This is a genomic window from Lysinibacillus telephonicus (genome assembly GCF_003966145.1).
Classification (GTDB): Bacteria; Bacillota; Bacilli; order Bacillales_A; family Planococcaceae; genus Ureibacillus; species Ureibacillus telephonicus.
The window spans coordinates 1-25,768 of record NZ_RXNR01000021.1 but is presented as its reverse complement, the minus strand read 5'-3'; the positions used below and the strand labels follow the sequence as shown (position 1 = coordinate 25,768).

The 25,768-nt window shown below is 35.4% G+C and carries 20 protein-coding genes and 1 other RNA gene; 15 read left to right on the top strand and 6 right to left on the bottom strand.

Annotated features, from left to right (window positions below):
• The first annotated feature begins 56 nt into the window (after positions 1-56).
• From asnS to EKG35_RS09225, 4 genes are all read left to right on the top strand, one after another.
• Entirely contained in the window at positions 57-1,352 is a 1,296-nt protein-coding gene (gene asnS, locus EKG35_RS09240) for an asparagine--tRNA ligase (RefSeq protein ID WP_126294158.1), read from the top strand.
• A gap of 156 nt (positions 1,353-1,508) precedes the next feature.
• The gene (locus tag EKG35_RS09235) at positions 1,509-2,228 is read left to right on the top strand and encodes a DnaD domain-containing protein (RefSeq protein WP_126294157.1); all 720 of its coding nucleotides are present in this window, start codon (positions 1,509-1,511) and stop codon (positions 2,226-2,228) included.
• A gap of 11 nt (positions 2,229-2,239) precedes the next feature.
• The gene (gene nth, locus EKG35_RS09230; protein ID WP_126294156.1) at positions 2,240-2,914 is read left to right on the top strand and encodes an endonuclease III; all 675 of its coding nucleotides are present in this window, start codon (positions 2,240-2,242) and stop codon (positions 2,912-2,914) included.
• Positions 2,895-3,248: a YpoC family protein gene (locus EKG35_RS09225; protein WP_126294155.1), complete on the top strand. Its 354-nt coding sequence runs from the start codon at positions 2,895-2,897 to the stop codon at positions 3,246-3,248. Before nth ends, EKG35_RS09225 begins: the two co-directional genes overlap by 20 nt.
• Before the next feature lie 128 nt (positions 3,249-3,376).
• Here EKG35_RS09225 and EKG35_RS09220 read toward each other — a convergent pair whose 3' ends face one another.
• The gene (locus tag EKG35_RS09220; RefSeq protein WP_126294154.1) at positions 3,377-6,016 is read right to left on the bottom strand and encodes a penicillin-binding protein 1A; all 2,640 of its coding nucleotides are present in this window, start codon (positions 6,014-6,016) and stop codon (positions 3,377-3,379) included.
• Positions 6,017-6,039: 23 nt separating this feature from the next.
• The gene (gene recU, locus EKG35_RS09215) at positions 6,040-6,675 is read right to left on the bottom strand and encodes a Holliday junction resolvase RecU (RefSeq protein WP_126294203.1); all 636 of its coding nucleotides are present in this window, start codon (positions 6,673-6,675) and stop codon (positions 6,040-6,042) included.
• A 384-nt stretch (positions 6,676-7,059) separates the two neighbouring features.
• Here recU and EKG35_RS09210 point away from each other — a divergent pair, with 384 nt between their 5' ends.
• The 9 genes from EKG35_RS09210 to EKG35_RS09170 all read left to right on the top strand — a co-directional run bounded on the left by EKG35_RS09210 (position 7,060) and on the right by EKG35_RS09170 (position 17,194).
• Positions 7,060-7,257 carry an endonuclease gene (locus EKG35_RS09210; RefSeq protein WP_126294153.1) on the top strand — a complete coding sequence of 66 codons (198 nt, stop codon included), beginning with the start codon at positions 7,060-7,062 and terminating at the stop codon, positions 7,255-7,257.
• A 47-nt stretch (positions 7,258-7,304) separates the two neighbouring features.
• Positions 7,305-7,673 carry a YppE family protein gene (locus EKG35_RS09205; RefSeq protein ID WP_126294152.1) on the top strand — a complete coding sequence of 123 codons (369 nt, stop codon included), beginning with the start codon at positions 7,305-7,307 and terminating at the stop codon, positions 7,671-7,673.
• A complete protein-coding gene (locus EKG35_RS09200; protein ID WP_126294202.1) occupies positions 7,663-9,939 on the top strand; it encodes a DEAD/DEAH box helicase in 2,277 nt (758 codons plus the stop codon). Before EKG35_RS09205 ends, EKG35_RS09200 begins: the two co-directional genes overlap by 11 nt.
• 4 nt (positions 9,940-9,943) lie before the next feature.
• The gene (locus EKG35_RS09195; RefSeq protein ID WP_126294151.1) at positions 9,944-11,191 is read left to right on the top strand and encodes a ribonuclease H-like domain-containing protein; all 1,248 of its coding nucleotides are present in this window, start codon (positions 9,944-9,946) and stop codon (positions 11,189-11,191) included.
• A gap of 200 nt (positions 11,192-11,391) precedes the next feature.
• Entirely contained in the window at positions 11,392-11,688 is a 297-nt protein-coding gene (gene gpsB / locus EKG35_RS09190) for a cell division regulator GpsB (RefSeq protein WP_126294150.1), read from the top strand.
• A 58-nt stretch (positions 11,689-11,746) separates the two neighbouring features.
• Positions 11,747-12,131: RNase P RNA component class B (gene rnpB, locus EKG35_RS09185), an RNA gene on the top strand.
• Between the two features lie 182 nt (positions 12,132-12,313).
• Positions 12,314-14,053 (top strand): sensor domain-containing protein, encoded by a 1,740-nt coding sequence (locus EKG35_RS09180; protein ID WP_126294149.1) that lies wholly within the window; start codon positions 12,314-12,316, stop codon positions 14,051-14,053.
• Entirely contained in the window at positions 14,053-15,180 is a 1,128-nt protein-coding gene (locus EKG35_RS09175; protein ID WP_126294148.1) for a THUMP domain-containing class I SAM-dependent RNA methyltransferase, read from the top strand. Before EKG35_RS09180 ends, EKG35_RS09175 begins: the two co-directional genes overlap by 1 nt.
• 112 nt (positions 15,181-15,292) lie before the next feature.
• Complete coding sequence (locus EKG35_RS09170) at positions 15,293-17,194, top strand: ATP-dependent DNA helicase (RefSeq protein ID WP_126294147.1); 1,902 nt, start codon at positions 15,293-15,295, stop codon at positions 17,192-17,194.
• Positions 17,195-17,452: 258 nt separating this feature from the next.
• Here EKG35_RS09170 and EKG35_RS09165 read toward each other — a convergent pair whose 3' ends face one another.
• The 4 genes from EKG35_RS09165 to EKG35_RS09155 form a co-directional block, all read right to left on the bottom strand.
• Positions 17,453-19,165 carry a b(o/a)3-type cytochrome-c oxidase subunit 1 gene (locus EKG35_RS09165; protein WP_185807692.1) on the bottom strand — a complete coding sequence of 571 codons (1,713 nt, stop codon included), beginning with the start codon at positions 19,163-19,165 and terminating at the stop codon, positions 17,453-17,455.
• Entirely contained in the window at positions 19,146-19,643 is a 498-nt protein-coding gene (locus EKG35_RS09160; RefSeq protein WP_126294146.1) for a cytochrome c oxidase subunit II, read from the bottom strand. Before EKG35_RS09160 ends, EKG35_RS09165 begins: the two co-directional genes overlap by 20 nt.
• Positions 19,644-19,670: 27 nt before the next feature.
• Positions 19,671-19,793, bottom strand: a complete 123-nt coding sequence (locus EKG35_RS21415) for a hypothetical protein (protein ID WP_281274602.1) — start codon at positions 19,791-19,793, stop codon at positions 19,671-19,673.
• Between the two features lie 305 nt (positions 19,794-20,098).
• Positions 20,099-20,557: a chemotaxis protein CheX gene (locus tag EKG35_RS09155; RefSeq protein ID WP_126294145.1), complete on the bottom strand. Its 459-nt coding sequence runs from the start codon at positions 20,555-20,557 to the stop codon at positions 20,099-20,101.
• A 435-nt stretch (positions 20,558-20,992) separates the two neighbouring features.
• Between EKG35_RS09155 and EKG35_RS09150 the strand changes: the two genes are divergently transcribed.
• Both EKG35_RS09150 and EKG35_RS09145 read left to right on the top strand, forming a co-directional pair.
• On the top strand, positions 20,993-24,613 hold the full coding sequence (locus EKG35_RS09150; protein WP_126294144.1) for a dynamin family protein: 3,621 nt from the start codon (positions 20,993-20,995) through the stop codon (positions 24,611-24,613).
• Between the two features lie 3 nt (positions 24,614-24,616).
• Positions 24,617-25,423, top strand: a complete 807-nt coding sequence (locus EKG35_RS09145) for a sulfurtransferase (protein WP_126294143.1) — start codon at positions 24,617-24,619, stop codon at positions 25,421-25,423.
• The last annotated feature ends 345 nt before the right edge of the window (positions 25,424-25,768 follow it).

Sequence of the window (25,768 nt, the reverse complement as noted above, 5' to 3'; positions counted from 1 at the left end):
GCTAAATTTAGCTTGTTTACAATCTACTATAATTAGTTCTTTGTTGGAGGAACAATATGAAAAAAATAATGATTCAAGAAATGCCAAATCATATTGGCGAAACTGTAAAATTAGGTGTTTGGTTATCAAACAAACGTTCAAGTGGAAAAATTGCTTTTTTACAATTACGAGATGGCTCTGGCTTTGTACAGGGGGTAATTGTTAAAGAAGAAGTTGGGGAAGAATTATTTGCAACAGCAAAAGGTTTAACTCAAGAAACTTCGATGTACATTACAGGTGTTGTTAAAGAGGACACACGTTCAAGCTTTGGCTGTGAACTTGCTGTTACAAATATCGAAGTAATTCATGAAGCAGTGGATTACCCAATTACGCCTAAAGAACACGGTGTAGAGTTCTTAATGGACAACCGTCACCTTTGGCTGCGTTCCCGTAAACAGCACGCAATTATGAAAATTCGAAATGAAATCATTCGCGCAACATACGAATTTTTCAACAATAACGGTTTTGTTAAAATTGATCCGCCTATTTTGACAGGTTCTGCTCCAGAAGGAACTTCAGAGCTATTCCATACAAAATATTTTGACGAGGATGCGTACCTTTCACAATCAGGTCAACTTTATATGGAAGCCGCGGCTATGGCTTTAGGAAAAGTATTTTCTTTTGGTCCAACATTCCGTGCAGAAAAATCAAAAACTCGACGCCACTTAATTGAGTTTTGGATGATTGAGCCAGAAATGGCCTTTGTTGAGTTCGAAGAGAATTTAGAAGTACAAGAACAATATGTTTCCTTTATTGTTCAATCTGTACTAAAAAATTGCAAAATCGAATTAGAGCGTCTTGGCCGCGATACTTCAAAATTAGAGAATATTAAAGCGCCATTCCCACGTATTTCATATGATGATGCGATTAAGTTCCTACACGAAAAAGGATTTACTGACATCCAGTGGGGCGACGATTTTGGCGCGCCGCATGAAACTGCTATAGCTGAAAGCTTTGATAAACCTGTATTTATTACGTGCTACCCAGTTGGAATTAAGCCATTTTATATGCAACCGCATCCAGAGCGTGAGGATGTCGTTTTATGTGCAGATTTAATTGCGCCAGAAGGTTATGGTGAAATTATTGGCGGCTCTGAGCGAATTCACGATTTTGATTTATTAAAACAACGATTAGAAGAACATAAACTAGATGAGGATGCGTATGCTTGGTATTTAGATTTACGCAAGCAGGGATCTGTTCCTCACTCTGGATTCGGTTTAGGATTGGAACGTACTGTTGCATGGATTAGTGGAGCAGAGCACGTTCGTGAATGTATTCCATTCCCTAGACTTCTTAATAGACTTTATCCATAATAATAATAAGCGGAAGCGCCTTGATATTTGTCGCTGCGCTTTCATAACGAAAAAGCGTCCGTTAACAGCGGACGTTTTCCTTTAGAGTAAAGGGTATTCTAGCTAAGAAGCTTTACTTACATCAAGACTAGTTTAAAAAAGAAGGGAGTCTTAGCATTGAATGAAAAAAATAAGCGACTCCATTTATGGATAGAGCAGGGGAATGTTGCAATTCCTCAGCTTTTTTTTCAGCATTATAAAAAGTTAAATATACAAGATGATGAAGCGCTTCTTTTGTTACATCTGTTAGCTTTTCAATCAGAAAGAAACGACTTTCCAACCCCAAATGATCTCGCGCAGAGACTACACTTTAACGAGAACGATATAACATTAAAGCTACAACGTCTTATGCAAAAAGGATTTTTAGAAATTACTCAAGGTGTCGATATACATGGCAAGCTATATGAAAAATACTCTATTTATCCTCTTTGGGAAAGAATAATGGATTTCATTGAAAGTTCTACGATCAATGAAGAAATTCAAGCTCAAAAAAATGAGGAAGGTGAAATTTTTAAAATATTTGAACAGGAATTTGGCCGGCTGTTGTCTCCAATGGAAATTGAAACGATTTCAATGTGGTTGGATGCTGATCGTCATTCACCATCTATTATTAAAGCAGCACTAAAAGAAGCCGTTTTAGCAAGTAAACTCTCCTTCCGTTACATTGACCGCATTTTGTTTGAGTGGAAAAAGAAAAACATTACATCAATTAAACAAGTTGAGAAGCATACAGAGCAATTTTACAATAAAACGACTACTGTACAGCCTAAAACAAAACCAGCAACAGAAAATACACATAAAGTTTCATTTTATAATTGGCTAGAAGAAAGGGAATAGGGGGTTTTGCTGTGCTTACGAAAAAACAATGGGAACATTGCTTAGAAGAAATGGATAGGATGTTTCCTAATGCACATTGTGAGCTCGTCCATGACAACCCGTTTGAATTAACAATCGCAACACTATTGTCAGCACAATGTACAGATGCACTTGTAAACAAAGTAACAAAAAATTTATTTCAAAAATATAAAACACCAGAGGATTATTTAGCCGTCTCTTTAGAAGAATTACAGAATGATATACGTTCAATAGGTTTGTACCGAAATAAGGCAAAAAACATTCAGGCTTTATGTGAAATATTAATCAAAGATTTTCATGGTGAAATTCCACAAAGTCGTGAGCAGTTAGTTACACTTCCAGGAGTAGGGCGCAAAACTGCTAATGTAGTTTTATCTGTAGCGTTTAATATACCTGCATTAGCTGTTGATACACATGTTGAACGAGTTACAAAAAGACTTGGTTTATGCCGTTTAAAAGATTCTGTATTAGAAGTAGAAGAAACAGTGATGAAAAAAACACCGAAAGAGAAATGGTCAAAAACGCATCATCAATTAATCTTTTTCGGACGTTATCATTGCAAAGCACAAAATCCTCAATGTCATGTATGTCCTTTGCTAGATGATTGTAGAGAAGGGCAAAAGCGCATGAAAAAGGGGTTGGTGAAAATTGATCAAAGCGAGAAATGAAGCGATTCAAAAAGAAAAAGTTGAGCCTTATTTTGAAAAATGGAATCATTTAAGCGAACAAATTCACCATGCACATGATCAACGAAATGACGATGCGAAAAAACTAATGGAAAAGGGGATTGCTTTATTCGAGCAATGTATTATTGACTGTTCAGAAATTGAAGAACCAACAATCAATGTAGCCGGACAATATGAAGTAATGCCGATCAATGGCATGGAAAGATTGTTATTTATTAAAGCAAGACCAGGGCAATATGCATGCTATCGGCAATTAGATGAATTGTTTAAAGAACTGAAAAAGCGTCTTGCCCGTTTAAGAATTAAATCGAACTAAAATAAGCCATCTCCCTTATGAGATGGCTTATTTAATATTAGAATGTATAAAGGTCAAATAAATCATTATAATAAAAAACACAATTCAGAACTGAATCTGAATTGTGTTTTTTTTGAATTCCCACTATTTTACCATTCATTTGTTGATGACTGATAATTTGGATCGGTAGGGTATTCTATCTCTCCACCACCATCTTCAGGATTAAACCAGTCTTCATCGCCATTATTATTTCCATTACCATTTCCGTTGCCATTACCATTACCATTACCATTTCCGTTACCGTTACCGTTATTCCAGTTTCCATTACCATTCCCATTATTGCCATTGCCTTCATTGCCAATATCAAAGTCTTCTCCGAATTCTCCGTCTGGCATTTCAATCTCAGGCTCATCAACCGTATTTTCAATAAATATTGAAACCGTTGCTGGTTCACTTCGAACATCTTCTGCTACAGCTGTTACTGAGAATGTGTAATTTCGACCAGGTTCAATGTTTGGAACGGATGTTTGTTTATTTTCAGTTGTTGCTATTACAATCGGTTCTCCGTTATCAACAGTCATTGCCACTTCAAATGAAACCTTAGTATCTTTCAGATCTTGATTAAACTCCCAAGTTAAATCAATTGAGTTACTTTCTTTGTTGTAAGGTGCTTGTAGATTAGTTGGTGCGTCTAGTTCAATTTGTTCATATTCATTTGAAACTTGAGTAGGTTCAGTTCCTCTTACGAACAATTCTGTTCGACGCAATTCATTTGGTGTAAACTCACTTGCAAGCTTAAGTGGATTTGTTCCAACCTCTATTGTTGCTTCAACAACTGAATTTGGTTTTGTAAAATTAGCCGTTTCAACATTTGTTGAAATTTGAGATAGAATTGTTCTAAATAAATTTTGCGGTAATCGGCGTTCATCCCATGTTGTAATTGGCTCCGAACGTTTTGAATACCCACTCCAAATAGCAATGGAGTAATTCGTTGTATATCCCGCAAACCATGAGTCAGGAACACTGCTGCTTGGTAAATCATATTGATCAAATTCTTTTGCATCATAGTTCGTTGTACCAGTTTTACCAGCGATATCTAATCCAGATACATTTGCCGCAGAACCAGAAGCACCTGGTTTGTTGCTTAAAACATCACGTAACATATCCGTCACCATATATGCAGTATATTCTTCCATGGCAACAACTGGATCTGTTTTATAAGTTTTCTTAGAACCATCACGATATTCAATGTGTTTAATAGCTGTTGGTTCATTATAAATACCATTATTACCAAAAGCCGCAAAGGATGCGGACATTTGAATCGGTGTTAATGTAATACTACCTCCACCAATTGCATCAGATTCATATATATTTTCTGCATTAATTCCTAATTTTGAAATAAACTCTTTTGCTTTATCTGTTCCAACCTCTTGTAAAGTTTTTACTGCTGGTACGTTTCGAGATGCGTAAAGTGCTTCTCGAATAGTAATAGTGCCAAAATATTTATTATCCCAGTTTGTAATAACTTTATCTGATCCAGTATAGGTCATTCTTTCATCAACAGTAGTTTGACCTGTAGACCATTTTAAGTTTTCAATGGCTGGACCATAATCTAAAAGCGGTTTAATTGTTGAACCTGGAGAACGAGTTGTTAAATCATATGCATAGTTAAATCCTCGTTCTGCACCATAGTTGCGTCCACCGCCAATTGCTCTAATTTCACCTGTTTTTGTATCGATAACTGAAACACCAGACTGAATTGACTCTGTAGGGAAGTTTGCAGAGTTATTCATCGTATCTTCAACAATTGTTTGAGCATTAGGGTCTAATGTAGTATAAACTTTAATACCTTCAGCAAGAGCTTCTCCGTCACCATTTTTTTCAAGCTCACTGATTACAACATCTAGGAATGCATTATATTTTGTCCCACCAACTGATTGACGTTCCTCATCTGGAAGTAAGCGAGATGTAACGTCTATTGCTTTTGCTGCTGCTGCTTCTTCCTCAGTAATTTTTCCATGTTGAACCATTAGGTCTAAAACTAAATCTCGACGTTTTTGAGCTCTTTCCGGATTACGGTAAGGATTGTAGTTATTTGGACTTTGTGGAATACCAGCCAGCAATGCCATTTCATCCAACTCTAATTCATTTAATTCTTTGCCAAAGAAAGCTTTTGACGCTGTACCGAAACCATAAATAGTACCTGACATTAACACTTTATTAAAGTACATTTCAAAAATTTCTTCTTTTTCATAATGCTTTTCCAACTGGATGGCTAACCATGCTTCTTGGGCTTTACGTTTTAATTTTTTATCATTACTCAAAAATGAGTTTTTAACTACTTGCTGTGTAATCGTACTAGCACCTTGGGAACCAAAGCCATGTCGGACATTGGCAATTACCGCACTACCTAGTCGCCAAATATCGATTCCGAAGTGATCGAAAAATCGAACATCCTCAGTTGCAAGAATTGCGTCTACCATTTCGTCTGGTATATCATCAAATTCAACATACGTTCGGTCTTCTGCACCGACTGTAGCGAAAAGTTCGCCATTCATATCATAAAACTCTGAAGAAATTGGATCCTTTAATGATTCCTCATCAAGCTCGGGTGCCGAACTAGCATAATATGCAAAAAGTCCAGCCCCTCCAACTAAACCAACTACTCCTATTATTAAAACTGCAATTACAATTCTTTTTATCCATGCCATGATAGGCTTTTTTTGGGACTTCTTCTGTTGTTCACGTTGACGTTTTAATTCTTCACGTGTACGTCTTTTCTCTGTCAAATTAATCTCCTCACTTTAACAAACTATCTTTCTTCCTCATTTACGATAATTTTTTCTATTGCTGATAAATAATCAATTCGTGGATTATATCCTGGCTGAATTTCATATGCTTTGCTTTCAAAAATTGTTAGTGGAATGGATTTTCTTCCTCCATTCTCCATAACTGTCCACGCTTCTTGCAGTACTGAAAAAGGGACGACAAAATATCGATCTAATGAAGAGAATCGTACAATAGTAAATGCTATTCCTTTTTGATTCGTAACCATTTCCATATGGGTTACCTGATGTTGGTGCACATTTTTTAAAGGAAAAGAAGTTTTGCTTTCGGTTTCTTTTGCTTCAAAATCTATATAATATCCATTCCATACACCGTTATAGTCAGTAGTTGATGGAGTGCGGAAGTATGCTTCTCGTATAACCGCGGCGCTGCGGGATGGATATTCAACTTTGACGATTTGTACCGGAACAGGTTTCTTATGAATTATAGCAATTTGATGATTTAAATAGTAACTATTCGTTTCATTTATTTCATCTTCAAGTGTTTTTCCCCGGTTACTAAACGAAACATCCTTTTCTCTTTTAATGCCTGTATGTTTTATTTTTGGTATTTCGTTTGACTTTGGCCTATACGGTTTACCATTAGGATAATGAATCAACAGAAACACCCTTTCTTTCTTAATCAGAAAGTATTAAAACTTTTTTAATCAATACCTAGCGCAAGCCAGCTAGCCTCTCGGTTGAAAGCTGAAAAAGCTTAACGATTCTGGCCTTCCGCCGCATATGGATGTGCAAGTGCCGACAAAGCCACACAATGTGGCGTTTTTGGTCGGCCCAACACTTGGGGTTCACAGGATGTGAGTCATGTCGACGCGGGTTAAGCGGGCGCTTGCGCTTTTCTTAAAATAATACCCAATTCCAAAGTTAAGTTTAACATAAAAATATAGCGAAAATTTTCTTGTTTTATCAACCATTGTCTAGTTTTGACATGCGAAAAGGGATTTGACATTTTCAAATGAATTATACAGTCAAAAGGAGGAATGACAATGAACAAAATTCAAATGCTCATTTCGCAAATTGACTGTGTTGATAGTATGATAACAGCTAAAATCGAGAATGAACGCGCCATGATGAATGACCTATTTTTCTCTCAATTAGGAACAACTTATCAAAAAGTAAGCTTAGCAGAAAAGCAAGTTCATGTAAAGAATGCTTGTTCGCCTATTACTAGTGAATTAGATTAGTTTTTGGTACACTAAAAGTAGATTAAAAATATTAAGAGGAACAAAAAATGCAACTAATCGAACAAACTAAACATTTAATAGAAGAGTGTGATGCGTCAATTAGTCGCTTTTACAGACAGCGTGAACTTGACGCAACACCTCACTTTTTTGACGAAGTAAAGCCTCATGCTGATTATATACAATCTTTATTAATAGAATGGCAGCAAAATGCTCTTTCTTGGATACAACAAAATAGACCAAAATATATGCATGAAATCCAAATTAATAATGCTGTCGATGCGATGAACCAATTTGTTGTACAATCCTTTTATAAGGAAACTAGCAAAAAAAGGTTCATACAGTCTGTACAATCTGTACATTATACCTTATCTACTTTTTTGCGATACTTGGAGGAGAGTGATAATGGTGTTAAGTAAAAAACGTACGATTGATGAATTGTTGCAAGAATGGCAATATGATGAAGAACTAAAACAAAACATTATCCATTGGCAAACACTAGAAGCGAAGCCTGCTCATTATTCACCTTTTCCACAAAGTCTTCATCCTTCCATTCAGAAGGCATTGGAAGCTCGAGGAATAGGGCAGCTGTATACTCATCAGCGCGAAGCTTTTGATTTTGCACAGGAAGGGAAATCATTCACTGCTGTAACCCCAACGGCGTCAGGGAAATCACTTTGCTATCATTTACCTGTATTGCAAAAAATTTTAGAAGACCCATCAAGCAGAGCTATTTATTTATTCCCAACAAAAGCTTTGGCACAGGATCAAAAAGCCGACTTAAATGAATTAATCGAGCTGATGGGCGAAGAAATTTTAAGCTACACATATGATGGAGATACTGCACCTGCTATTCGGCAAAAAATTCGAAAAGCAGGGCATATTGTAATGACAAATCCTGATATGCTTCATTCTGGTATATTACCGCATCACACAAAATGGGTATCTCTTTTTGAAAATCTAAAATATATTGTGATTGATGAATTGCATACATATAAAGGTGTATTTGGAAGTCACGTAGCACATGTTATTCGAAGACTGAAACGTATTTGCGCTTTTTATGGGAGTGACCCTATTTTTATTTGCACATCTGCAACAATTAAAAACCCTAAAGAGCTAGCAGAAAAATTAACGAATTCGAAGCATGAGTTAATAGCTAACTCAGGAGCCCCAGTAGGCAAGAAAACGTTTCTATTCTATAACCCACCAATTATCCATCCAACATTTGGAGTAAGACGGAGCAGTATTTTAGAAGTTCGTGATTTAGCAACCAGATTATATGAAGCTGGTATTCAATCCATTGTTTTTGCGAAATCACGTGTACGAGTAGAAATGCTTGTCACATATTTAAAAAGTCTTACAAAGAATAAAATTAAGGATGAATCCATTCGCGGATACCGGGGGGGCTATTTGCCAACAGAACGACGGGCAATTGAAAAGGGATTAAGAAATGGCACAATACAAGTAGTTGTCAGTACAAATGCTTTAGAGTTAGGCGTTGATATTGGCCAATTACAGGCATGTATTATGACAGGATATCCAGGGAATATTGCAAGCGCTTGGCAGCAAGCAGGACGAGCGGGTAGAAGACAAGATTCTGCGTTAATCATTTATGTCGCAAATTCAACAGCGTTGGATCAATACGTTGTACAAAATCCAAATTATTTATTGGGAAGTTCACCGGAAGAGGCGTTAATTAATCCTGAAAACATACTTATTTTAATGGACCATTTAAAATGTGCTGCATTTGAATTGCCATTTTCGATGACTGATGGCTATGGGGAATTTGAAGTACAGCAATTACTGGAGTTCTTACAAGATGAGGGAGTCTTAGTTAAGACGAGCTCACAATGGTATTGGATGAGCGAGCGTTTCCCAGCACATGAAATTAGTTTGCGCTCTGCTTCGCAAGAAAATGTCGTCATTATTGACCAATCAATTCCAGCAGGAACGAAAGTGATTGGGGAAATGGATACTTATAGTGCCATGACGCTGCTCCATGAAGAAGCAATTTACCTTCATCAAGGAACCCAATTCCAAGTAGAAAAGCTTGATTGGGAAGAAAAAAAGGCATATGTAAGAGAAGTAGATGTAGATTATTTTACAGATGCAAACTTAGCGGTTGAATTAAAAGTACTAAATGAAGATAAAAGTGCAAAATACAAAACGGCAACTGTTAGCTATGGAGATATAAGCTTACTTGCAATACCAACAATATTTAAAAAAATAAGATTCCAAACACATGAAAATATCGGCTCAGGCAAGATTCATATTCCACCATTAGAAATGCATACGAATGCCACATGGATGTCGTTTGATTTGCCTGAAAACTGGTCAGAGGAAATGTTAACAGATGCGTTAACAGGGGCTGCCTATGCAATTAGTTCATTTATTCCACTATATTTACAATGTGACCGCAATGATTTAACAGTAGTACCACAAGTAAAATCTGTTCATAATGAGAAACCAACATTATTTGTTTATGACAGCTATCCAGGTGGAATTGGCTTAAGTGAAAGAGTGTATGACATTCTGGTTCCAATTCTTGAACAGACGATAAAGCATGTACGAAATTGCCCTTGCCAAACAGGATGTCCATCTTGTATTGGCGCGCAGGATAGTCTCAATGAAAGTAAAAATAAAGTATTAAAAGTATTATCAATTTTACTTAGTGAAATAGAGTGATGTCATGTCGTATGAAAATAAAGTAATGCAGCTGAAACAAATGCTTGGGAAAAAGAAAACAGATGTTAAGGAAAAGCCTGTCTTTCAAAAGCCAGATAAGCCAGTCTATATTGCAAAATGGCAAGAGGCTGGTTTAGCAGTTGTTGAAAATGACTTTGGTGTTTTATTTAAACGCCAGGTTGAATACCCTCTGCAATATAAGCACGGCCATTATGAATTGGGCTTATTTTATAAGGCGCTTGAAAAATGGCAATCAACAGGTGCAGAGCATCCGTATTTAATTGATATAGATGAAGAAGTACTGTTCTTTGATACAGAAACGACAGGATTAAAAGGTGTCGGGACTAACATATTTTTATTAGGACTATTAGAACCTACGGATAAAAGTTTTATTTTAAATCAATATGTATTAGCAGACCCATCTAATGAGGCTGCCCTCTTGTTTGAATCAAAATTTTGGCAGCACTCAAAAACCGTTGTCTCATATAATGGCAAAAGTTTCGATTGGCCTCAATTAGAAACTAGATGGACATTAAATCAACAATTCTTACCGAAACTCCGTGTTCAAAAACAAATTGATTTATTACACAGTTCAAAACGAATATGGAAAAATAATTTGGAAAGAATGAAATTAACACAAGTAGAAGAAGAGAAACTTGGATTTAAACGAAAGGGAGATATTCCAGGTTTTTTAGCACCAATCATTTATGCAGATGCGGTTAAAAGTGGAGATGCGACTAATCTAATGAAAGTACTTTATCATAATGAATGGGACTTATTGTCACTAGTAACTCTCTATATTCATTCTACAAATCTACTACTTGAAAATGATTTGAAAGAAGCTGCTACAACCTATACAAACATAGGGAAATGGTATGGAGACTTGAAACAACAGCAGCAAAGTAAACAAATTTTAGTTAATGTTACGAATGAATTCGATGATGAAGAAGCAGGACTTGCATATTATTTTCTAGCTTTTCAGCATAAAAGAAATAGACGATATGAAGAGGCTAGGCATTCTTTTGAAAAGGCATTAAAGGTTTTAAAGTCTCGAGAAAAGCTAAAAGTACTTGAACAGTTAGCAATTTTACATGAACATCACTTTAAAGAGTTTAAACAGGCGTTATTTTACGCCGAAGAAGGTTTGCGAATTACTAGTTCAAGTACGTTGTTCAAAAAGGATCAGCAAGTTAAAAAGCTAGAAGAGTGGAAAAAAAGATATACAAGGATTGAAAAAAAACTAGGGAAATAAATAGTAATTAATTGAAAATTATAAAAATAATTTCCCGGGGAAGCGCAATTTTTGACATTGTATTAGAATCATGATTAAAAAAATCATATTTTGCAAAATTATGTCGCTATTATCTATAAAATAAGTTGCTTTCAATCCCTTTTGAATCATTCATATGGTATAATCGAAATATGTACGTATCGGATGGAAGGGCGATGTGAATGGAAATTAAATTAAATTCAAAAATTATTTTGGAGAAAGAATTTAAGAAATCAGTAAAAGGTTATAGTATTGACCAAGTAGATCAGTTTTTAGATCAAATTATGGAAGATTATGACGCATTTGAAAAAACTATTGAAGAATTGCGTGCTGAAAATAAACGTTTAAAAGAAGAATTAGAAAATACAACTGTTAGACGACCACAAGTACAACAGTCAGCAGGAAACACTAATTTTGATATATTAAAACGACTTTCAAACTTAGAAAAACATGTATTTGGAAGTAAACTATACGAATAAAATTCTAAAGGTTATTGAATTTATCAATGTTTTTTAGTATAATACTTTTATCATAGTCAAATTCGAGTAATCGCTGCAACTCATTACGAAGTTGTAGAGGAAAGTCCATGCTCACACGGCTCTGAGATGACCGTAGTGTTCGTGCTTACTGAAAAAATAAGGTAAGGCAAGGCTCGCCTTGACGGCGGAAGGAAAACCTAAGTCTTTTGATATGGTTGACACTTCCTGAAAGTGCCACAGTGACGTAGCTTCATTGGAAACAGTGAAGGTGGAACGAGGTAAACCCCACGAGTGAGAAACCCAAATTATGGTAGGGGCACTCTCCTGAAGGAAATGAACGGATGGAGGGACGAAAGATTTCTTTCGTAGATAGATGATTACTACCCGCTTTGTACGAGGTTTTTAACCGTTTGAGTACTCGGGAACAAAACATGGCTTATGAATTTCTATGATATATAATAACTTAAACTTCTATTTAAAAAATAAGTAAAAAAATGTTCTATAATAATGTCCATGGAAATGAATGGGCATTTAAGTAAGTATAAACAATAAGAGCGTTATGCTTATCTTGATAGGCTCTCCATCAATTTGGAGAGCCTTTCTTTTAGCGATAGGGAGAGTAAAAATGAGGGAAGTATACCAAGATATAACTAGTGAGAATAGTTATTATCCGAATCATGTTGTGATGAAAATTTTTGAAAATGTATCTGAAGGAATTATGGTAACAGATGTAAATAAGAAAATTTTAGTCGTAAATCCCGCATTTGAAAAAGTTACTGGCTACAAAAGTAAAGAGGTAGTTGGCAAAAACCCTACAATTTTGCAATCAGGCGTTCATGAACGAGCTTTTTATAATGAAATGTGGAAAAGCATCCAAAATCATGGTGTCTGGCAAGGTGAAATATGGAACCGTCGGAAAAACGGTGATATTTATCCTGAGTGGCTAACGATTATGAGTATAAAAGATGAACATGGCATCGTTACCAACTATTGTGGTATTTTTACTGACTTATCTGAAAGAAAGATTGTAGAAAGTGAATTAGAAAAACGTGCATTAACTGATTCGTTAACAGAAGTAAATAATCGATTTGCATACCTGAAGAAAATGAATTCTCTTCTCGAGTCTTCCGAGATTATATCAAATAAGGTTCAACATGCAGTATTTTTTTTAGACTTGGATCGATTTAAACAAGTAAACGATACATTAGGTCATACAACAGGAGATTTGCTGTTAGTTGAAATTGCACAACGTATAAAAAGATTATTAAATTCAAAAGATTTACTTGCTAGATATGGTGGTGATGAGTTTGTTATTACGTTAACAAATATTCGCCATCCAAGAGAAGCTGCAAAATTCGCAGAACAAGTCATTCGTGAAATTGAAAAGCCTGTTTTCATCAATAATCAAGAAATCTTTGTTTCAACAAGTATAGGAATAAGCATTTATCCTCATGATGGGGATACAACAGAAGATCTTGTTAATCGAGCCGATAAAGCGATGTACTTCTCAAAACAAAATGGACGCAATGGCTTCTCATTTTATTTTGAAGATTTGAATATAGATTCAAAGCGTGTCATCGTACTAGATTCAGAACTAAGAAAAGCAATTGAAAACCGTGATTTCACATTAAATTTTCAGCCGAAAGTAAGTACGCAGTTAAATAAAATTGTTGGATTAGAAGCTCTAGTTCGTTGGGAAAGTGAAAAATTAGGGTCCGTTTCCCCAGCTGAATTTATCCCGTATGCAGAGGAAACTGGGCTTATTATACCGATTAGTGAGATTGTTTTGGAGAAAGCTTGTGAAGATCTGGCAAAACTAAGATTAGCAGGATATTCAAAAATATCGATTGCTTTTAATGTATCAAGTATACACTTTCAACAACAAAATTTTTTAGAATCGATTCAAAAAATATTAGAGAAAAATAATACTTCAGCACAAAATTTTGAAATCGAAGTTACTGAAAGAACAGTAATGAATAATGATTCAGATACGATTCGAAAGCTTGTTCGACTGAAGCAATTAGGATTTAAACTATCCATTGATGATTTCGGAACTGGCTACTCTTCTTTAAGTTATTTAGTGCGTTTTCCACTTGATTATTTAAAAATAGATCGCAGCTTTATACAACATATCGTTTCTTTAGATGATAAACAAGCTGTTGTTGATGCGATTATTCAAATGGCACATCGTTTAAACATGCAAGTAATAGCTGAAGGTGTTGAAAGTGTACAACAGCTAAATATTTTACGGGAAATGGGTTGTGATTATATTCAAGGGTATTATTATAGTAAGCCGGTATCTATGGATGGCTTAATTGAATTTTTACAACTATGGGAATATGAACATCAAGGAGAAATTGAGTAATGACAAAATTCCAACTAGTAGCAACTGCTGCAATGGGTCTTGAATCAATTGTTGCACAGGAAGTACAAGATTTAGGGTATGAAACTCGAGTAGAAAATGGAAAAGTATATTTTGAAGGGGATGAGATTGCGATTGCAAGATGTAATCTATGGTTGCGTGTTGCAGATCGAGTAAAAATTGTCGTAGCAGAATTTCCTGCACATACATTTGATCAACTATTTGAGAGTACGAAAGCAATTGAGTGGGAGAAATATTTACCTGTAGATGCTGCATTTCCTGTATCGGGAAAATCTGTGAAATCAAAATTATTTAGTGTTCCGGATTGTCAGGCAATCGTGAAAAAGGCGATAGTAGAGCGTATGAAATTACATTATAAACGTCTAGGTTTTTTAGATGAATCTGGTGCAACATTTAAAATCGAAATTTCGATTTTGAAGGATGTTGCTACATTAACTATAGATACATCTGGAGCGGGCCTACATAAACGCGGCTATAGACAATTACAAGGAGAAGCTCCTTTGAAGGAAACACTTGCAGCGGCCTTGGTCAAAATTTCCAAATGGAGTCCAGGTAGACCGTTCATCGACTTATTCTGCGGGTCTGGTACAATACCATTGGAAGCTGCTATGATTGGACAAAATATAGCACCGGGATATAATAGGGATTTCATTTCGGAACAATGGAATTGGATGTCTTCAACTATATGGGATGAAGCTCGGAATGAAGCTGATGATCTAGCTAATTACGATCAACCTCTTGAAATAATCGGTTCAGATATCGATCATCGTATGATAACCATTGCCCAAGACAATGCGTTGGAAGCAGGATTTGCAGATTTAATTACATTTAAACAAATGCAAGCTACTGACTTTACGACGAAGCTAACAGATGGTGTCATTATTTCAAATCCACCATATGGAGAACGTATCGGTGAAAAAGAAATAATTGAACAAGTAATTCGTGAATTAGGTACAGTCATGAATCAATATCCGACTTGGTCTGTATATTTGCTTTCTTCGATGGAAAACCTAGAAGCACTTTACGGAAAGAAAGCAACGAAAAAACGGAAATTGTTTAATGGATTTATTCGTACTGACCTTTATCAATTTTGGGGTCAAAAATCGTAACAAGAAAGAAACGGATACAAACTGAATACAATACTTTTAACGGAAGGATGAGATGATCCTTCCGTTTCGAATGTCTATAAAATAGACATGTGAGTTGAAGGAGTTAAAAATAATGAGACAGTCTTTACCATTTGAATTATCTAAAGATCGCTCTTTTTTTGAATCACTAGGAGATTGGTTGGGCGATGTTTTATATGATGAATTGCCTGAAAAAGGATTCGAATGCCGCGACGAACAAATTTTCATGGCGTATCAAATCGAGCAGGCATTAAAAGAGAAAAATGTTTTATTTGCTGAAGCAGGTGTTGGAACAGGTAAAACTATTGCCTATTTATTACCTGCAATATCATATGCCCGCTATACTGGAAGACCAGCGTTAATTGCATGTGCTGATGAGACGCTTATCGACCAGCTTGTAAAAGAAGGCGGGGATATTTACAAACTAACTGAGCACCTTGGTTTAACGATTGATGTTCGTTTAGCAAAATCGCGTAATCAGTATTTATGCTTAAAGCGATTTGAAGAGACTGAAAAGGTAGTAACGGAGGAATGGATTGATGATATAGCAATGTCTATTCCAGACGGCGTTTATAGTCAAGGCTCAATGATTACAGTAGAACCCTTTGGGGTAAGAAGCGATTACCCAACTGTAAGTGATGAAGATTGGCAAAAAGTTAATTATAATGCCATTATGCAATGTTCTGTTTGTGAAATGCGTAATCGTTGTGGATTAACGTTGCACCGTGCACATTATAGACAATCTTCGGATTTAATTATTTGTTCTCAAGACTTTTTAATGGAACATTTGTCAACGAAGGAGTCTCGTGAACGAGAAGGTCAATTGCCGTTATTACCCGAAGTATCAATGATTGTTTTAGATGAGGGACATCTTTTAGAATATGCAGCACAAAAAGCGATGACTGTAAAGGTACAAAGTTATACGATTGTTAATCTATTAGAACGTCTTATGGTTGATGGTGTTCGTGAGAGAACATTATACGCGATGGAAAAGTTACAAGATGATCATGAATTATTTTTTGACCAGCTTCGTGATGATGTTGTTCCTTCTGAAGAGGATCGCAAAACCATTCAAAAATCACAACGATTATTATCATTAGGCAAGCAGTTAATTGCCGATGTGGAGCAATTATTAGAGGAATTTGTATTTGAGTCTGAGTTGTATATGATTCCTGAATATGAATTAAACATGGCTGAAGAATTTTTAGAACAATATGAAGCTGCTATTCGAATTTTTATTGCTCAAGGTGATGCAGTAGATTGGCTGGAAGAAACAGATGGGGAAGAAACTTTAGTAATTATGCCAAGGTTAATTACAGATGTGCTTGAGGAAAAATTATTCTCAAAGAAAATTCCAATTGTGTTCTCATCAGCAACATTATCTGTTAACAAAGACTTTTCTTATATTGCTTATAGTCTAGGTATAAAAAAATATCAGTCTTTTAGCGTTCCTTCACCATTTGATTATGAAGAGGTAATGAAAATTTACTTGCATGAATCAGAACAAAAACAAAAAGTGGCGAAAGTAGAGCAGCTGCTAAAAGACGATCAGAAGACTTTAATTTTATTTAAATCTAAACAGGCGATGCTTTCGTTTAAATCGAGCTTATCCATGGTGGCTCGTTTAACAGTCGCTTTTGAAGGGGATCGCGAGTTATCAGCAATTATTCGTGACTTCCAGGATGGTACAATAAAAACTCTTTGTTCATATCACTTGTGGGAGGGGTTAGATTTACCGGAAGAAGCATTAACCCGTGTAATTATTTTTGACTTGCCATTCCCACCACACGATCCTTTATTTGATGCAAAACGAGCTTTTGCTGAAAATCCATTCGAAGAAGTAGAACTACCATTTATGCAACTTCGATTACAGCAAGGAATAGGACGTCTAATTCGTACATCAAATGACTATGGTGATATTCATATACTTTTAAACGAAGAAGAAAGTAAACTCATTCCAGAGTTTATCGATATTCTACCAGTACAACCTAAATAACTTAAGAGCAAAAGGTCAAATACAGACGACCTTTTGCTTTTTTATCTTATAAACAAATCCTATACTTCTATTATGATAGGATTAACTATCAATCCAAAGAGGTATTTAAAAAGAATGTTTTAAGGAGATTAAACTGATTGAATCATAAATTTGAATATTTTAAAATTGTTTATATGTGGTAATTGTAAAAACCCCTCCAAGAAGGAAGGGTTCTAAATTAATTTTTCTCCGTTTAGCAAACGTGCTGTGCTTTTCTTGTCACCAGAATTTATAGCCTACTGAGCCAAGTGGGGAATTGCGAATGATATCTATAATTGGAATAGTGTAAGCAATTAAAATCAATGCTACTAAAATTACACCCCAAACCTTGAAGTTTTCAAGAATAGCTGGAGTTTTTCCAGCACCTTCTGCTACTTCACCAACAGGGAATTCTTCTTCGCCTTTTGGTGCAAACCAAAGTAAATTTACAACAACGCCGATAATTAGCAGAATTGCAATGAAAAGAATGGTACCGCCAACTGCTTGAGCAATTTGGTAGGAGATCCATTCAGTTGCTTGTTCAGATCCTCCATAAGTTGAAAATTCAGAACGACGAGGTGCACCTAGTAAACCAGCGATGTGCATTGCGCCAGACATAATAAACATGCCTATAGCCCACATTATTCCTGTAACATTTGCATAGTTGTTCAATTTGTTTGTTAGCTTGCGTCCAGTTAAATGTGGAATTAACCAGTATGCTGCTCCAAAGTAAGTTAATACGACAGCTGTCGCAACGGTTAAGTGGAAATGACCAGTAACCCAAATTGTATTATGAATTAATTCATTCATTTGATAAGATGCGTTGACGATACCGCCAGCGCCACCTGGGATGAATGCAACCATACCGATGAAAGGAACTAGGAAGCGGCTATCTTTCCAAGGTAAATTTTTAAACCAGCCGAGCACACCTTTTCCGCCAAGTTCACGACCGCGCAACTCAAATGTGGCAAACATTGAAAATGCAGTCATTAATGATGGAACAACAACAAAGAATGTTAAAACAGTTTGCAAGAATTTCCAGAAGCCATCAATACCAGGTTCAGTAAACTGATGGTGAATACCGACTGGAACTGATAAAATTAAGAATAACATAAATGATAGACGTGACAGTGCATCAGAAAAGATTTTACCGCCAATAACTTTAGGGATTACAACGTACCAAATCATATATGCAGGCAATAGCCAGAAGTATACAAGTGCGTGACCAAAATACCAGAATAAAGTGCGTGATAATAATACATCAATACGTTCTACGAATCCTAGAGACCACGGCAGTAGTTGGAATAAAACCTCTGCTGCAACACCTAAAGTTGCTACAAACCACATTAAATTGTTTACAACAACCATAAATGTTAATAATGGTGAAGTTTGACCTTTATTTTCTCTACGCCATTGTGCATAGCGCATTGCTTGTGCTAAACATTCTAGCCAAGAACCAACAACAACTAAAGTTAAACCTAAATAGAAAATCCAGTGTGCTTGGAGTGGGGCATAGAAAGTATAAAGTACAGATGCTTCATTCAACAGAACCATTACAGCAGCAGATATTGTACCAATGGTCATCAACCAGAAACCAATCCAGCCTAATTTACGTTGAGTGTTGGAAAATGCACCAGCTGTACGGCTAATTGCTGCAAATTGGAAACCCATAATAAAGAAAGTAGTTAGTATAAGACCTAATAACACGCCATGGACTGTTAAAACTTGATAATAACCGATGCCGAAAGGAAGTTTAAATTGTCCTGAGCGAACAAATACTTGAAGTAAACCTGCTAAGCCTCCAAGTAATAAGGCTGTAAATGCTACATAAATATGTGCTAATGAAAGTTTCGCATCTTTTTTATCAACTTTTGAAAGATTATTTTTAGTAAAAGATATATTCGAGCTATTTATTTTGTTTACTGTTTCTTTACTAGTGACTGCTGTTGTCATCAGAGTCCACCACCTTTAATGTAGAATACATCATTGCATGACCAGTACCGCAATATTCATTACAAACGACTGTATATTCGCCAACTTTATCGACGGTTGTAATTTTTTCTGAAACATAGCCAGGTTCCAACATCATATTTATATTAGTTCCTGCAACCTCAAAACCGTGCACAACGTCCGTAGTTGTAGCAATGAATCTTACTGTTGATCCAACGGGTATTTCAATTTCCATAGGATTATAGCTGAATGCAGAAGCAACTAATACTACTTCGTAATCCCAGTCTTTACCCTCAACTTTGTGAACACCTGGGTTATCAAATGGAGCAATTTCATTAACTTTTTCATAGTTAATTGTCCATTTTGAATTATTTGGATGCGTACCTGCATGAAAGGCGCTGACACCAATAATAAGAAGAAATACGATCAGTGTGCCAGTTCCAAATACAAGCCACCATTTCTCATACTTGTGTATGTGCATATAGAGATCCCCTCCTTGAAATACTTTTTAAAAACGATCAATAAATAAATTGAAGCATAGTGCCCAAACGACGATAATGACGATGCCAATTCCAAAGGTTGCGTAAAGAGTACCTTTTAAATTGTCGTCAGATTTTTTTTGGTTTGACATGTCTCTCCCTCCTAGAGATACAAATATTAATTTACGAACCCATCATATAAGAAATAGTGACTACAAGATGTGATAAAAATCACAGTTCGACAATTCAAATGTGAAATTAATGTGAAAGGTATTCATCCCTATTCAAACAACAAAAAGGTTTCGACTCAAAGGTATTTTTGAGTCGAAACCTTGCGTAAAGGATATGAAGTACCGCAGGAGGAATGTAATTAAAACATATATTTGATAAATGAAAGAGGGCTAATCAGATGTGAAATTTCTGATAAGCCCTATGTAGAAATGAACATATTATTAATTTATTCGTCTTCATCTATAGTAAATAATATTGTAAGCAGGCCAATGCCATCAATTAATGTCGGTAGTTTAAAAGCTTTTTCAAATCCAAGCAGCTTCGTATTCCCAACTAGAACTGTCGGTGGAGTAATATCGACATTAAAAGATTGTTCGCCAACATGTGTACATAAATTACCTGCAAACATATTTCCCAACTCACCTGTAAATGATTCCAACATTTCACCTTCAAGTGGCATGCCAAACATTTTTTCTCCAATGGAACTAAATGTTGAAGATGTACTATCAATAATAACCCTTCCTTTAATATCTCCGAACAAGCCGATTAAAACGCCTATCTCTTTTTGTATGTATGGTTCAGAAAGCATAGAAGGTGATTGTATATTCAACTCCATAGGAAGTATAGTTTTTAAAGAATGAATGGAACTATTTAAAATAGTTTGTATATGTTTGGAATTATTCAATAGCATACACCCTTTTTCGACTTTTTTCCATCTTACCATTAAATTAGCATAATAGACATTAAAAAAATTTAATTTGAATTGACTACATTCTGAATTTTTTAATATAATAAAGTAAAATGAAAACGATTCTCATTAAAAAAAAAGGAGAGTGAACTAAATGGTTTACTTATTTGTTGTTGCAGCTTTACTTATTTATGTTGGTATAGGCACTTATGTTTTTAAGAAAACAATAAAATCATAACCTCTTTCATAAGCCATTCCTCAATTTATTTGACCACCCTTTTAGGAACTTCTTTTTCATAAAACTTTTTCCAAATATTAATAAATGAAAAAAATCCTCTAAATTTCACATTTTTTAGCCGATTTTGTTGATAATTCATGGTAGTATAGAATATATAATTGTGACAAAAATGAGGCAGAGGAGTATTTATTTAAATGAATTCTTTTGATGAAAAACTACAGCAACTATTACAGCAATCTGCTGTTCAATACATAATTTATAAAAAAAATGATGATACAGAAAGAATGGAAAAGCTTAATTTATTTGCTCGTAAACTGCTGCAAAAGGAATATGTGATCGGTTTTGCCGGACATTTTTCAGCAGGGAAATCGAGTATGATTAATGCTTTGTCGGGAGAGGACATTCTTGCAGCCAGCCCAATTCCAACAAGTGCAAACATTGTAAAGGTTCATAAATCTGAAGAGGATTATGCCATCGTTTATATGCACGATGATAAACCTGTCAAATTTGAAGCAGGATATGATTTTAAAACGGTAAAGGAACTTAGCAAAAATGGACAGCTCGTTTCTCAAATTGAGATAGGCCACAAAGCTTCATCACTTCCTAAAGGGGTTACTGTAATGGATACTCCAGGGGTAGATTCAACGGATGACGCACATGCAATGTCAACAGAATCTGCTCTACATTTGGCAGACATTGTTTTTTATACGATGGATTACAATCATGTCCAATCTGAATTAAACTTTCAATTTACAAAACAATTAATGAAATATAACCCGAATGTTTACTTAATTGTCAACCAAATCGATAAGCATAACGATCAAGAGCTATCCTTTGAGGAGTTTAAACAATCGGTTCATCAATCATTTGCAGCATGGGGAGTTGAACCAAAAGGAATTTTCTTTACTTCCTTAAGAGCCTTTGATCATCCGAATAATGATTTTTCAACGGTTAAAAAAATCGTTATGGATTCCATGAACGATTGGGAAGAGCAACTGATTGCTACTGCTGAAAGTACATTGAAAAAACTTCAAAGTGAGCATTTAGATTATTTAGAGCAAGAGAAGCAAGATGCATTTGTCGAATTTGAAGATGTTTTAACTGCTGAAGAATGGGAAAATCATGAGGATATTCTTGAGCAATATGAAAAGCTTAAGCTTCAAACAGATTTATTTTCAGTTGAAAATTGGATTGAAACTTATAAAGACAAACGTAAAAATTTATTGGACAATGCTGCACTTATTCCAGCTGATTTCCGTGAAAAATTGCGTTCCTATCTTGAAAGTAAACAGCAAGGCTTTAAAGTAGGTGGACTTTTCACTGCTAAAAAGAAAACAGAAGAAGAAAAAAATCTGCGCAAAGAAGAAGTAAATGAGCAATATAAAACGATTTTACAATCTCAAATTATTGGTCATATGAAAAACTTAATGAAGCAATCTTTAAGAGATGTTGGTGCATTAACAGATGAGCGTGCTGCACAAATTGACGAGATGCCATTCGATGCTCCATTCTCATTAATTGAAGATCAAGTAAAAGCCGATGCTGTTATAACAGGTGATGCTGTTCTCAACTTTGCAAATCGAGTTGCTGAAGCGACAAAACGCTTCTTTATTGAAGCTACAGATGAGTGGAAAGATCAGCAAATTGAAGTGTTAAATAGTGCTGCTAGCCAGTTATCAGCACCAGTAACAGAAAAATTAAACCGCATTTCAACAAAGGTAAGAGCAATCCAATCAATTATTAAATTGGATGAAAGCAAACATTTTTCTGAAAGGGAAATGGCGTTTACATCGAAGGAAACTCGTAATGAAGCAAAAACTCAGCAAAATCTATGGGTAGATAACTTTGAACAATCTCTAAAGGAAATTCGTCCTTTTAATCCATCTATGATTGTTAAACAAGAAACGAAATACGAAGACTTCATTGAGACTGAGAAAGAATCATTGAGCATCAACGTAAAGGGCGAAGATGTTATTCATTCGGCAATAAGAACTGCAAATGCCGTTAAGAAAATTGATGGATTTGAAGAAGTTGCAAGCTTTTTAATTAAAAAAGTAGAACGACTCAAACAAAAAGATTTTACTATTGCTTTATTTGGAGCATTTAGTGCAGGGAAATCAAGTTTTTCTAATGCATTAATGGGATCGAAAGTTTTACCGGTTTCACCAAATCCGACAACTGCAGCGATTAATAAAATTCGACCAGTGAGTGAGGAACATCCTCATGAAACAGCAGATGTTCAATTAAAAACAGCACAACAGCTATTGGAGGATATCCAAGGTTCATATAGTGCTATTGGCATTACAGTTAATTCTCTATCTGAGGCATATGAAAGAGCGGAAGAAGGATTACAGGTTAAATTAATGGATGAGAGATTAAATGTTCATAAGTCATTTATTCGTGCATTTTCACAGGGATTTAAAACTTATGAATCTCAACTTGGTCAAACAATACGCGTTAGTCGTACTGAATTTGAGCGTTTTGTTGCAGAAGAAAGTCGTTCGTGCTTTGTAGATAATATTGACTTTTACTATGACTGCTCTTTAACAAGGATGGGTGTCACACTAGTTGATACACCGGGAGCAGATTCAATCAATGCCCGCCATACGGGTGTTGCATTTGACTATATTCGCAATGCTGATGCAATTTTATTTATTACGTACTATAATCATGCCTTCGCAAAAGCAGATCGTGAATTTTTAATTCAACTTGGTCGTGTGAAGGACGCATTTGAGCTGGATAAAATGTTCTTTATTGTAAATGCAATTGACCTTGCTGCAACATCAGATGAAGAAGAAGAAGTGAAAAACTATGTTCGGAATGAATTACAACGTTTCGGCATTCGCTTCCCAAAATTATATGGTGTTTCAAGTCTACTTGCTTTGCGTGAAAAAGAGGAAATTAAAGATTATCAATCAGGAATGCATGATTTTGAAGAGGCGTTCCATTGCTTCTTAAATGAAGAACTAACGTCAATAGCAATCCAAGCTCTTCATGAGGAAGTAGAGAAAACACATCAACGCTTCTCTGATTTAATTACCCAAACAGAAGATAACTTAAAGCGTAAAGATGAACGTCTAGCAGAACTTAAAAAATTAGAGGAGCATATACAAAGCAAATATACGACTGCTTCAACAAGTATTCTTGAAAGTGACGTTAAACAAGAATTAGATGAATTACTTTACTATGTGATGCAGCGTGTATATTACCGCTATCCTGATTTCTTTAGAGAAGGCTACAATCCTTCAACTTTTGCGTCAATGCCGGCTCAAACAGCACTTGAGCAAGCATTAAAGGAGACATTAGATGCACTGAAGTTTGATTTTGCACAAGAGCTTCGTGTAACTAACTTCCGATTAACACAATTTGTACAAAAGAAAATGGTTGAACGTTTTAAAGATGAGGTGCGCTCATTAAAAGAATTAAACGCGAGCTTTTCATTCCTTGCTTACGAGCCTGATGAGCCAAATTTACTAGACTTCTCAGGTCCGTTTGAAGAATTTACTAAATATGCTTCAGTGAAGTCCTATTTTAAAAACGCGAAAGCATTTTTCGAAAAAAATGAAAAGGAACAACTAAAAAGTGCACTTGAAGAACTAACAAAGCCTGATGCACAAAGCTATGTTGATGCACAAAAAGAAGAACTGGTAAAATGGTCGATTAACTTTATTCAAAATGAAGCGAATAATCTTAATGAACATTTATTCAAGCAAGCAATGAATCAGATTGAAACAGAAAGACTTTTACTTCAAGAAGAGGATCGATTGGCAACTTGGAAATCAATCTATTCAGATTTGCAAAAAACGGAGGTATAAAAAATGGCTAAAGTTTTTGTTGATGCAAAGGAAGTAAAAGATGGAAGATTTATTGATGCGCGGTTCAATCTAAAAGATAAAAAATGGGGACAGCTTGAATATGATAAAGAGCATATTCAAGGGGCAATTTATTGGGATTTGGAGCGTGATTTATCGGATTTATCAAGAATCGAGGGACGTCATCCAATACCTTTAAAAGAGCAATTACAACTTTTGTTTGAACAATCTGGCTTGAAATTGGAAGATACAATATATATTTACGACCAAGGTGCTGCGCCTTTTGCTGCTCGTGCGTGGTGGATGCTAAAATATGCGAGCTTTCCAAACGTATTTATTGTCAATGGCGGATATGATGCACTAAAACAAGCTGGATTTGCTGTTACAAATAAAATGCCGACTTTTGCTCCGTCAAAAATTACAATTACTTGGAATGAATCTATTTATGCTTCACGTTCAGATGTGAAAAATATTGTTGATAACAAAGAAAAAGCAACATTATTAGATGCACGCGCTGCCGAAAGATATCGAGGGGAAAATGAGACGATTGATCATATTGCAGGGCATATTCCAACAGCAAAAAACTTTGATTGGGAGCAATTAGTTAAGGGAACTTCATTGCACCCAAATGAACAATTGTTAAAGAAAGTAAGCAAGGACGAAGAAATAGTAGTATACTGCGGCTCAGGTGTAACTGCTTCTCCGTTATATGCAGTTCTTGAGGAGGCTGGCTACGAAAAGATTCGCTTATATGTTGGCAGCTACAGCGACTGGATAGCACATTATGATATAGAAACTGGAGAAAACATATAAGAAGCTTATTCTTTATCTAACGTCTATAAAGACTCTTCAAAATAAAATACTCTCTTTACTAACATATAAAGAATCCGCATTACTTCCGCTATGCTATACACATACAAGAAGGATAGCGGATTCTTTTAGCGTATTTTATTAATATGAAAAGATTTTCTAATTCGCTCTTTAAATGAATGAATCATCATTCGCTTGCTATAATCTATAGATTAATAAGGGGGATGTGAACTGCCCCGTAAAAGTTAGACACTAATCTAATTTTTACGGGGGTTTTTTTATGGCAAAATTAACAGTTAAACAAAGAATTCAAGCGGTTGAACGATATGTAAATGGACATGAGTCCAT